This is a genomic window from Kordia sp. (assembly GCF_050633145.1).
Taxonomy (GTDB): domain Bacteria; phylum Bacteroidota; class Bacteroidia; order Flavobacteriales; family Flavobacteriaceae; genus Kordia.
This window is the reverse complement of sequence record NZ_JBOEFY010000041.1, coordinates 138,690-152,209: the sequence shown is the minus strand read 5'-3', so window position 1 is coordinate 152,209 and position 13,520 is coordinate 138,690. Positions and strand designations below refer to the sequence as shown.

2 protein-coding genes and 1 pseudogene are annotated in these 13,520 nt (G+C 33.3%); 2 read left to right on the top strand and 1 reads right to left on the bottom strand.

Annotated features, from left to right (window positions below; genetic code table 11):
- Positions 1-226: 226 nt before the first annotated feature.
- The gene (locus ACRBBL_RS19630; protein ID WP_431370787.1) at positions 227-1,990 is read right to left on the bottom strand and encodes a tetratricopeptide repeat protein; all 1,764 of its coding nucleotides are present in this window, start codon (positions 1,988-1,990) and stop codon (positions 227-229) included.
- A gap of 598 nt (positions 1,991-2,588) precedes the next feature.
- On the opposite strand from ACRBBL_RS19630, the gene ACRBBL_RS19625 reads away from it, so the two are divergent.
- Together ACRBBL_RS19625 and ACRBBL_RS19620 are read left to right on the top strand one after the other, a co-directional pair.
- Positions 2,589-5,462, top strand: coding sequence for a tail fiber domain-containing protein (locus tag ACRBBL_RS19625; RefSeq protein ID WP_431370786.1), 2,874 nt, complete (start codon positions 2,589-2,591; stop codon positions 5,460-5,462).
- 37 nt (positions 5,463-5,499) lie between these two features.
- Positions 5,500-13,103 (top strand): annotated as a pseudogene (locus tag ACRBBL_RS19620) (M4 family metallopeptidase); the annotation flags it as partial.
- Positions 13,104-13,520 lie beyond the last annotated feature (417 nt).

Sequence of the window (13,520 nt, the reverse complement as noted above, 5' to 3'; positions counted from 1 at the left end):
AGAAAAAATCAAACGTATGCTTTATTATAAAATTAAAGAATTTGAGCGATAGCTCTCGTTTTCTTATTTGCTGTAGTGAGTATGAAAAGAATTGTTTAAGTAATCGGACTGTGGTCACTGAAATAAACTGTTCTATATAAAGAGTCTTTTCGGTAGAAAGGGATTATCAATAAAATTTAGGGGTATTATAGCTAAGTGTAAATCAATAGCTATATTTTACGTTGCTTCAAAAGTTTTTTATAAAGGTTCTAAGTGTAATAGATGTATCTAATGCTAATTTGCGTCGTATCCTATTTTGAGAAGATTTATAAGCATTCAAATTCACTTTCATTAAGTTCATGATTTCACTACGACTTCTATCTAAATGAACGAGCAAGCAAAACTGTATTTCCCGTTTTGTAAGATTTGGAAATTTACTAATTAACTTCTTTTGAAATAATGGGTTCGTTTCGTCTAGACTTTCAATGATATGGCTATAAGCACTTGTGTCATTCAAACGCTCATTCGTATTGATGATTAGTGACTTCACATGTTTTTTTACGTCTAAAATGTCTTTAGTGCCTGCAATTTCTTTAAGATCTTTCAACCATGTTTTGAGCAGTTGGTTTTTAACTAAATTATCTGATTTAATATTGTCTAACAGCGACTTGTTTGCTTCTAATTCTAATTTTGATTGAACAAACTTCATTTCTGCAAGTTCGGCTTTAATCTTTTGATTGTTCTTTTGAGCTCTAATTCTTTTAATGTAAATTCTGGAAGCAATTGCAATGCTTATTAAAACTACGACAAGTAATAGTAAGATTACTTTTGATTGATCGCTGTTTCTTTTTTCGTTCTTTAATAAGTCGGATTCTATTTTTAGTTTTTCAGTGACATCATTATAAACGGTACTGAAATAGGATTTAGAAAATGAAATTTGAGCTTTTGATATTTCTTCATAATACGATTGAAGTAATAAAGTACCTAAATCTAAAGCATCATTTTTTGAGGTTTCTTTCGTTACTTTTTTAGCATACGAATTTAAGAGATTACTAAATTTAAGCTTATCTGTTCTATCAATTACTTCTGGAGTATTTTTATAGGCTTGCAGCAAACCATCCATATAAGTAACAAATTTAGATTCTGGATAATGATGTAAATACAATTCGGCTAAATACAGTTTTGCTCGAATGGATTTCGTATTATGATGTGTTCTATATTTTTGTACATTAATATAGATTTCTTCTGCTAAGGTAAAGTTTCCTTTCTCGACATACACATGTGCCAAATTTTCTCTTACATTCCACATGGCTAGTGTATCTCTTTGCGAATTTTTTGAAGGAGACATCTCTACTAAGTTTTTTAATGCTTTATTAAAGCATATTTCTGCTTTTAAAGTATTTTTTAATTGTCGTAATTGGAGATACCCAAGGTTATTATAATATGTGGATAGTCTGAATGATTTTCGTTGTTTTTCTTCTATTTCAATCATTTGATTGAGCAACGATTCTGAAATAGTCCATTTATCAGTTTCTCCAGCAATGGAGCTCAATACTCCTAAAACTTCTAAAGAATTAATTAAATCATCATTTCCACAGTTTTCATGAAATATTTCCAAAAGTTCTTCTAGCATTTTTTGCGCAGGTTGATACATTTTTTGCGCTCTTAAATGCCTCACATAATTTACAGTAACAAAGTAGATATAGCGATTAGACTTCTTTTTTAAAGCCAGTGACAACGCTTTATGAAAATAAAGGTTTGTATCTTCATATTTCTTGACTCTATTACTAAGCCCTGCATACCAAACATAAAGTACAATAGTTTTAAGATCATCTTCACCATTCATGGCGTTTTCTTGAAGAATAGCATATGTTCGTTGTCGTTCTATTTTTATGATTTCTTCATCGCTATGCAATTCTTCAAACCAGTCTTTGCCAACATAACTATTTAACTCTTCAACGGTAAGGTTGGGTATTTTACAGAAATCAATTTCTTGAGTATCTGCAAACATGTTTTTTGCACATAAAAAAAATAGTATCACAAGGGTTCTTTGCAGCATTTTCAAATAGAAATATGTTATTTTTTTATAAATCATAATATACAACAATGAAACAAATAATAAATTGAATTTTAAAACTATAATCATTCTTTTTTCTTATAAGTACCCTTTTAAAACCCCTTTTAAAGCCTTGCAAATAATAACTTCTTGAAAATTTACCCAATTCCCTTCAGAATTTATTTTCTACTGAAAAGGTTGATGAAAAGAGGTTTAAACGCCTTAAAAAATTATGAAACCCCATTAGTACCCTTCAAATACCAATCATGTATTTAAGATTTGATTTTATTTGTTGTAAGATTTTTTGAAACCCCTAAAGTTATCCCCTTTTTTCGAGGTGTAATTATTTTCAAATTGAATAAGAACTTATAAAACCTACACATGTACAATTCTACTTTTTTAAAACTTATTTTTTTTAGGTCTTTACGCATTACAAATAGTAAGAACCCCAATTTTATAAAGGTACGACTCATTTTGTCTGCAATCCCATTATGTTTTTACGCATAATTCATACTCAAGAGATTAATATTTTACAGAAATAATAGAATAAAATATGAAAAAAATACTATTTATTTTAACAGTACTAATTCCAATGATTAGTTTTTCACAAACTCCAGAAGGTTTTAACTATCAATCAGTAGTACGAGATGCTTCAGGAGATGTATTACTTAACCAAAATATTGGAGTTGAATTTAAGTTACGACAAGCTTCAGCTACTGGAACAGTTGTTTATACTGAAACCCATACGCTAACAACAAATACTTATGGTATAATATCAACTATTGTTGGTCAAGGAACTTCTTCAGATGATTTTACAGCAATAGATTGGTCTTCACATTTATATTTTATAGAAATAAGTGTCGATGTTACTGGAGGAACAGCTTATACTAGTATTGGAACCTCTCAATTAATGAGTACGCCTTATGCTTTAATGGCTAAAAATGTAGAAAATGGTGATGATTTAGGAAACCATACAGCCACAGAAAACCTAAAAACAGGAGGAAATTATATTTCTAATGATGGAGACGACGAAGGTATAACTATAGATGAAGAAGGTAGAGTTGTAACCAGTAATGTAATTACTCTAGGAGAAAACGAAGCAGAGAGCGATGCCATAGGTTCAATTCGATACAATCCAGAAACAAATGATTTTGAGGGTTTTAAAAATGGAAAATGGCATTCGTTAACAGGATATTCATTAGGGAATAATACATTATCTGGTACCATGACAGCTCCAACATTAGGAGCATCAGAAGTTCAAGCTAGCAATGAATCTACTAACGATCGCTTTGGTGATCGTGTAGCCATAGATGGCAATATAGCTGCTGTGACTGCATATAGTGATTCGTCTATTGCTGGTCAGGTATATATATTTATAAATGATGGAGCTGGAAATTGGACAGAACAAACCATATTATCTGCAAGTGATGCTTTTGCAAATGATGATTTTGGTAGAAGCGTGTCCTTAGAAGGAAATAAATTAGTAGTTGGAGCCATATCACAAACAAATACATCAGGAATAGCAAGTGGAAAGGCCTATTTATTTGAATATGATGGCATAAGCACTTGGACAGAAACAGCAATTTTTGAACCTAGTAATGGAGCAGATGGTGATCGATTTGGAGAAGATGTCGATATAGAAGGAAATATGGTATTGGTAGGGGCTAGAAATGCCTTTATTGGTGGAGGCGCTTATTCTTATGAGGATAATGGAAATGGTACTTGGACAGAAAATACATTAGAACCAACAATTGCTTCTAACTATGATCAAACACGATTTGGTGAAGCCGTTATATTGTCTAATGGAAAAGCGTATGTAGGCGGACCAGATCGTTATAATAGCGGTAGTGCGCAAGTAGGAGCTGTTCAAATTTTTGAACAAGCTGGAGATGGTACTTGGTCAATAACTCAAGATTTAAGAGGCGGCAATAGTTATCGCTTTTTTGGAACAAGTATCGCGGTAGATGGAGAATATATGGCTGTAGGAGCTGCTTGTCAATCGGATAGTTGTGACGGACGCGTATATATTTATAGAGTTGATGAGAATGGTGATTATTTAGAGGCCAATCGTGTGATGGTTCAGAATGATGATAAAGATAGTTTTAACAATCAACAATTTGCTTCAGATGTCGTTTTAGATGGAAATCACCTATACGTATCCTGTTTTGGAGGCGGTTCTGGAACAGAAGGAGATGCTGTTTATGTATTTGAAAATGATGGAAATCATAATTGGTCACAAATAGCAAAAATCACTCATGGAGCTGGTTATTTTACTTGGTTTGGAGGAAAAGCTATTGGTTTTTCAAATGGAACTTTAGTGGTAGGTGCTAAGTACACTAATTTTCCAAATGATTCTGGTGCAGTATACTTTATTCCAATCCAAGCGCAAAATCATCCAGGAACTGCAACGCATAATTCAGAGATGAATGGAAATTGGATATCTGGAGATGGTGATAATGAAGGGATGTATGTTGATACTAGTGGAAACATTGGTGTAGGAACCGATGCTCCAAGTGCTAACTTACATGTTATATCAACTTCAGAAAATGCTACAATTAAATTAACACCTTCTTCGGGATATAACCCACGCATTTTGTTTGACAAAGATGATGGTACTAATACAGTGTCTTGGAATTTAGGAACGAATAGTACTAATGATAGTTTTAATTTTTACGATAGTCTTAATGATAATTCTCCAGTTACTATAGAAACAGGTGCTAGAGCAAACGCATTGTATATAGATACAAATGGTTATGTTGGCATAGGAGAAGCTGTCCCGCAAACAAGTTTGGATGTTGTTGATACTGCTGTGATAGGAAACATAAGTATTGGTTCTGAAAGTACAGATCAAGCGGCATCAAGTAATAGCGGCTTAGGATATACAACAACACCTTGGGTGTACACTAACGCTATTGAAGCTCAGAGCGAACGAGGAACAGGATCTACACTTATTACTATTGGAAATGATGGGAATTATGGAGGCAATGATGAAATTCATTTTGTAACCGATGGAGATTCACAAGTGAATATTACAGAAAATTTGTTGTACGTGGCAGGAAGTATAGAATACACAGGAACTATAACGGATGTTTCTGATAGACGCTTAAAAGAGAATGTTAAGTCAGTAGAAAATGTTTTAGATAAGTTAAATGAAATTAATGGCTATAGCTACAATATGATTAATGATGAAACTAAGCAACGCGAATATGGTGTAATGGCTCAAGATGTTCAAAAAGTGTTTCCAGAAATGGTTAAAGAATTGAAAGATAAAGAAGGCTTTTTTGGTGTTAATTATATGCAGTTAATTCCAGTTTTATTAGAAGGAATGAAAGAACAACAAAAGCTAATAGATATTCAAAATAAAGAAATAGAAAACTTAAAAAAAGAAATAGAATTAATCAAAGAATTGATAAAAGCAAAAAAGTAACTGTATAAGAATTATACAATTAAAAAATAACGAATCTATGAATAGAGTATTACTATTGTTATTGCTATTAAGTTTTAATTCAATTTTAGCTCAAGACAATTTTGGAAAAGTAAGATTAAAAACGATTCAAGAGTCAAAACAAAAAATGACGGATCAAAGTGTTTTTCTTGCAGAACTGAAACCTGTTTCAGGAACAGAATTCCGTCTTATCAATACTAAAACTGATAAATTGGGAATGCAACATTTTGTTTATCAGCAGTACTATAATGGTGTTAAGGTTGAATTCGGGATTCTAAAATCACATAAAACCAACGGTGTTATAAAATCTTTTAACGGAGCTTATTTTGATCCAACAGGAATTTCTACACAAGCAAGTATTTCAAAAAGTTCGGTATATAATATTGCCAAAAACTACATGAAAGCTAATGATGTTTTTTGGGTGAATGCAGATGGAATTTCAAAAAGCAATCGACCAGAACCAGCATTAGTTATTTTACCAAATAGAAGAGATGAAACACTCAATCTAGCATATAGTATAGGTATTGGTACTTCTAAGCCAGCACTAAAAATGGGCGTTATATATATAGACGCAAGAACTGGGGACGTTTTAAAATATAAAAACTTAGTGTTCTCTTGTTTTGATGATCATGAAGCAAAAGACACTCAAAAAACATTAAATACAGCAAGTTCTCTTTTTCCTTTTGTATCAGGAACAGCCGCAACCGTATATTCTGGTTCTCAAAATATAGAAACTACGCTTGATGCATCAGATTATATTTTATACGATCAAACGCGTGCAAATACAGGACAAGCTCATAATCATGGAAGTGGCCAACGGTACGGTATAGTCACCGTAAATTTTAATCATGATGATGATGTAAATAATTATGGTAACGGAACTATCGTTACAGATTTTACAGATGCTAACAACAATTGGACAGCGGCCGAAATGAGCACTGATGAAGATCAATATGCCTTAGATGCACATTGGGGCGCACAGGTAGTGTATGATTATTGGAAAAACGAACACGGTAGAAATAGTTACGATGATGGAAACTCTACGATAGCATCGTATGTACATTTTGGAACAGATTACACAAATGCTGGTTGGTTAGCATTTAACAGCTCTAAAGGATTTATGGTATATGGTGATGGAGGAGGTTCTTTTACGCCATTAACAAACCTAGATGTGGTATCACATGAAATAGGACATGGTGTTACCAATGCGAATTCTAATTTAGATTACGAGTTAGAATCAGGAGCATTAAACGAAGGTTTCTCTGATATTTGGGCAATGGTCATTGACAATTATTCAAATAACACGTACGGAACTACTAAAAACATTGGGTTATTAAATGATGAAAATGGAGGAGGTACTTTACGCTCTTTGTCTAACCCAAATACTTATGGACAACCAGATACATATGGCGGAACGTATTGGTATGATGTAAGTGGTTGTACACCTAACGGAACGGCTAATGATTATTGTGGCGTACATACCAACAGTGGTGTATTAGCGTACTGGTTTTGGTTACTATCTCAAGGCGGATCGGGAACGAATGATAATGGAGACAATTTTACTGTTACAGGAATAGGAATTGAAGCAGCAGCAGCTATAGCTGTCCGTATGGAAAGTGTCTATTTAACAAGTACTAGTGATTATGCAGATGCGCGTGATGCTGCCATACAAGCTGCTAAAGATATATATGGTAATTGTTCTGCTGAAGAGGAAGAAGTAACCTATGCATGGTATGCTGTAGGAGTTGGAAATACTTATAGTGGTAGCAATCCTGTAGTAACAACTGACACATCAGATCAAATAGTGTGTGTAGATGAGATTGGGACATTTTATGCCGAAGCAGACTATGCAGATACTATGATTTGGCAAAATGACGCTAGTGGTAGTTGGGCCGATTTAAGTGATGACGCAACCTATTCTGGAGTAGCAACAAATACCTTAACAATAACAAACCCAACTGAAGCATTAGATGGCGTTCGTTTTAGATTGAAATTTTCTAATGGTTGTGGTAATACTACAACAACAAACAATAGATATCTTGATGTAAAAACGACTCCAATTGTAACTAGTGTAGTGCCAAACGGAGCTGGATGCTCAAGTACTACAGATGGTTCACTAACTGTAAGTTTTGATGATCTTTCTAATTTAACAAACCTAGAGTTTAGTATTGATGGAGGAGTTACATATCCTTATAATTATGCAGATACTTCTAGTTCACAAACAATATCAGGTTTGGCAGCTGGCGATTATAATGTATGGGTACGAAGAGGAGATGATGATTGTCCACGAGAATTGGGAACCTATACAGTAATTACAGTGCCAACTATTGTAGCAACGATAGATACAACTATAGAAGCAGATATTTCTCAAAGCGATGGTATTTTACAAGTAAGTTTTAATGACGAACCAACACAAGCAACGGTGAAGTTTAGTGTTGATGGCGGAGGAAGCTATCCGTATACTTTTGATGATGCTTTAGGAACTGGAGAGCTTACAGGATTAGCTGCTGGAAATTATGATGTTTGGGTAGCATTTGGAGATGATTCGTGTGCTAAAGACTTAGGAAGTTTTACGGTAAATGAAATGGCGTATACGCAAATACCAGATGCTAATTTTGAAAATGTATTAAATAATTTAACTTATGACAATTATTTGGGCGATAACAAAGTGCCAACTTCACTAATTAATACAATTACCTCTTTAAATGTACGTGTTGAAAACATTGCAGATTTAACAGGGATTGAAAACTTTACAGCACTTGAAACTCTGTATGCAGACAATAATAATTTAACTACTGTAGATGTTAGTAGTAACACTGTATTGAAGGAGTTAGTAGTGTACAATAATCCTAACTTGTCTTCTTTTACTGTAGCAGATCCATCAATTATTACAAGAATAACATTGTCAAATTGTAATTTGTCGGGAGATTATGATTTTTCTGGATATACCTCATTAATTAACTTCTCAGTTCAAAGTAATGATCTTACAGGTTTAAATGTGAAGAATGGAAACAATACCAACTTCACCTATTTTCACGCTGGAGGAAACTCAAGCTTAAACTGTATAATAGTTGATGATGCCGCATGGAGTACAACCAATTGGACCGATAATGGCAGTGCTACTTTTACAAGTAATTATTGTGATTATACAGCCATACCAGATGCAAATTTTGAAGCCGCTTTAGAAGCTTTAGGCTACGATGATATTTCTAGCGACGGTCAAGTACCAACTGCTTTAATAGAAGTGATGCCTACTTTAGATGTTAGCGGACAATCTATTGCTGACTTAACAGGAATTGAAGATTTCACTGCTTTAACCGATTTAATTTGCAGTAACAATTCGTTAACGAGTTTAGATGTTAGCAGCAACGTAAATCTTCAGAATTTAGATTTTGACAATAACAATGTAGCTACTGTTTCTTTTGGAACGAATACAAATCTTAGTGAAGTATCTGGAAGATACAATCAATTAACATCAGTAGATGTAACTGCAAATACAGGTTTGACAAATTTGAATTTAAGAAACAATACTTTTGCAACAGTTGATGTTTCTAACAATACAAGCCTAACTGTTCTTAATCTTAATTCAACAGGAATAACAAGTCTTGACATAACCAATAATACCAATTTATCGCATATTTATCTAAGTGGAAATTCACTAACAAGTATAGACTTTTTGCAAAATCCGTTATTAGAAAATATAAATTTAACGAATAACGATTTAACTTCTATAGATCTATCTAATCAAACTGTTTTACGAATTGTAAGACTTTCTGGAAATAACTTAACTGCATTAGATCTTACTACAAATGTTGCCTTGACACAAGTTGAATGTGCAGACAATAACTTGAGTTCTTTTAATTTTAAAAACGGATTTAATCAAATTATAACAGATTTTGATGCTTCTGGGAATCCTAATCTAAGCTGTGTTTTGGTGGATGATTTAAATAAAGATTATACCTTCTGGACCAAAGATGTGACCACAAGTTTCAGTGATACCTATTGTCGCTACACTGCTATTCCAGATGCAAATTTTGAAGCTGCTCTAGAAGCATTAGGTTATGATGATATTTCTAGTGACGGTCAAGTACCAACCGCTTTAATCGAAGTGATCACTAGCTTAGATGTATCTAATGAGGGAATTAGTGACTTAACAGGAATTAATGATTTTGCAGCTTTAGTAGAGTTGAATATTTCGGATAATAGTATTCTTACTATTGATGTCAGTACTAATATTTTACTTGAAAAATTATTCTATGAAAATAATGGACTTTCAAGTATCGATGTATCACAAAACACAGCTTTAACAGAATTAGACTTAGATGAGAATACCTTAACAACTCTTGATGTATCTCAAAACACAGCATTGACGCTATTAGATTTAAGTGATAACGAATTAACTAGTTTAGATGTTACTACTAATACAGCGTTGACGTTTCTTGCTTTTGAAAGAAATAATGTTTCAGGAGCTATTGATTTAAGTAACCATACACAGTTAATAATACTGGCTTGTGAAAATAATGATCTTACAGGATTAAATTTAAAAAACGGAAACAATACGAATGTTACGTATTATAATTCATCAGGAAATTCAAACTTAAGTTGTATTCTAGTAGATGATCTTGCTAATGATTATAGTACATGGACTAAAGATGCTATAGCTACTTTTTCAGACACCTATTGTCGTTACACCGCAATACCAGATGCCAATTTTGAAGCTGCTTTGGAAGCCTTAGGGTACGATGATATTACAGCAGACGGACAAGTACCAACGGCTTTAATTGAAGTTGTGACCAGTTTAGGCGTTTCTCAAAAATCGATTGCAGATTTAACAGGAATAGAGGATTTTACAGCATTGACGAGTCTAAACTGTAGAACCAATAATTTAACGAGTATTGATCTTTCAAACAATTTGCAATTAGAATCCTTTGTAGCTTGGGAGAATGATTTAACCTCTTTAGATGTTTCAAGCAATACAGCATTAGAAGTAGTATCTATTCACTATAATGAGTTAACAAGCATTGATGTTTCAAACAATGCAGCGTTACGATCTTTACAAGTAAACAATAATGATATTACTTCTGTAGATGTGACTAATAATCCAGCTTTAGAAACATTAAAAGTGTATGGAATGGATCTAACAACTTTAGATCTAAGTAATAATCCTGTGCTAGATCAGTTAGTTGCCTATTCAACACAAATTACCGCTTTCGATTTTTCAAACAATCCAGTATTAAGGATTTTAGAAGTACACAATAATGCAATTACGAGTATTGATTTTTCTAATAATCCGCTACTTGAATCATTACGTATCAACCAAACACAAATAGAAGATTTAGATTTATCGCTTCAGACGAATTTAACTTTTCTACGTTGTTTCCAAACCAATTTATATAATTTAAATGTTCAAAATGGAAACAATACCAATGTCACAAAATTTGACGCTTGGAGCAACCCGAATTTAACCTGTATTCTGGTAGACGATGCTGCGTATAGTAGTGGAAATACCATTTGGGCAGATAATGTTGATTCTGGAGTAACCTTTAACGATGGCACGTATTGTCGCTATACAATCATTCCAGATGCTAATTTTGAAGCAGAACTAGAAGCATTAGGCTACGACGATGTTTCTGGAGACGGACAAGTGCCAACACAGTTAATTGAAGTTGTAGAAACACTAGATGTGGAAAACAAAAGTATTGCCGATGTAACTGGTATCGAAGATTTCCGTGCATTAAAAGTCTTAGATGTTGGTTATAACTCACTAAACACTATAAATCTCGCAAATAACACCGAATTAAGACAATTAATTGTTAGAAGTAATAACCTCACAACTATTGATCTTTCGGCAAATACATTACTAGTAGGATTTAAAGCAGAAAATTGCGGATTAACTACTTTAGACATAACCAATCAAACAGATTTAAAAGTATTATGGTTAACAGGTAATGACTTAACCGCAATAGACGTAAGTAATAACGTGGCATTAACTTCTTTTTGGGGAAATGGAAATGACTTTATCTCGTTAGATTTATCTAATAATCCAGCACTAAATTCATTCAGAGCTAGCAGTAACAGTTTAACAGCTCTAAATCTTCAGAATGGTACCAATACCAATATTACTGGAGGAACCAACTTCCAATTAACAGGAAATGCAGACTTAGGTTGTGTTTTAGTGGATGATGCAGCGTATTCAGCAACCTATTGGCTTGGAATTGACGGATCTGTAAACTTTAGCGATACCGATTGTGAGTATACATTAATTCCGGATGCAAATTTTGAAGCCAGATTAGAAGCACTTGGTTATGATGATATTTCTGGAGATGGAAAAGTACCGACACGATTGATTGAAGTTGTGACCAATCTAAACGTTTCCAATCAAGATATTACAGATTTAACAGGTATCGAAGACTTTACGGCTTTAGAAGTTTTATTATGTACTAATAACAATTCACTTACATCCATTGATCTTTCTAACAATACAAACTTACTGTCATTAAGTGCGTTCAATTGCGATTTAACAAATTTGGATGTTTCAAATAATACGAGTCTTCAAAGCTTAATTTTATATGGAAACTCACTAACGAGTCTTGATGTTTCATTAAATACACAGTTAACAAACTTAGATTTGTTAGCAAATAACTTAACGTCAATAGATGTAACGAATAATATATTGTTGCAAATATTAGCTATTGAAGATAACAATCTTTCACGCTTAGATTTGAGTAATAATACAGCATTGACAGCATTAACCTGTAGCAACAATGCTAATTTAGCATATCTAAATGTTCAGAATGGAAATAATACGAATGTAACCAATTTTGTAGCTGACAACAATCCAAGTCTAGCATGTATTATAGTAGATGATTTAGCGAATGATTATACAGGCTGGACTAAAGACGTTGCAACAAGTTTTACGATTACCTATTGTCGTTACACTGCTATACCAGATGCCAATTTTGAAGCTGCATTAGAAGCCTTAGGATATGATGATATTTCTGCTGACGGACAAGTACCAACTGCCTTAATAGAAGTAGTGACGTCATTAAATGTAAATAGCCAAGGAATTGCAGACTTAACTGGAATTGCAGATTTTACAGTGCTGGAAAGTTTAGAGTGTAGATCTAACTCATTAACAACGTTAAATGTAGGAGCAAACTTGTCAATAGAAGTGTTAGATTGCCTTAGTAATGTGACGCTTAGTACTATTAACTTAGGTGCGAAAGCAAATTTCACCACACTTCGCGCGCATAATAACAATATAGAAAGCATCTATCTTGGTGGTTGTCCAGCGTTAACCGATCTTAATATAAGTTTTAATCCGCTTACTTCTTTAGATCTATCTAACAATACCAATTTGGAAACTCTTTTTGCTGAAGAAACCGCTATTGTACAGGCAGATTTAAGCATGTTGCCAAACTTACTTGAAGTAGAGCTTACAAACTGTAGTAATTTGACGTATCTAAATATTCAGAATGGAAACAATACTAATATTACAGACTTTCTAGCAACGGGCACACCTTCATTATCATGTATTATAGTAGATGATATTGCGTATAGTTCAGGAAATGCTGATTGGGAAAAAGACAATGCCACAAATTATACGTTAACAGGATGTCGTTANNGCACTAGAAGCTTTAGGCTATGATGATATTACTAGCGACGGACAAGTACCTACCTATTTAATAGAGACAGTAACAAATTTAGATGTAAAAAATCTTAGCATAGCTGATTTAACGGGAATCCAAGACTTTGCTGCGCTTACGACTTTAAACTGTTCATCAAACTCATTAACTGCTTTAAATGTAAGCTCAAACACAGCATTAGAAAACCTTAATTTTTCAAGAAACACCATTGCGTCAATAGATGTCACAAACAATATAGCTATTAAAACAATATTAGCTTTTGAGAATAATTTAACTAGCATCGATTTATCTCAAAACACGATATTAGAAAATTTAGATATCGATACTAATTTCCTTACTGCATTAGATGTTAGCGCCAATACACTATTAGAATCATTAGATGCTTATAGCAATT

Coding starts and splice junctions, on each gene's coding strand:
- ACRBBL_RS19625 (WP_431370786.1), top strand. CDS start 2,589: ATGAAAAAAATACTATTTATTTTAACAGTACTAATTCCAATGATTAGT.
- ACRBBL_RS19630 (WP_431370787.1), bottom strand. CDS start 1,990: ATGTTTGCAGATACTCAAGAAATTGATTTCTGTAAAATACCCAACCTT.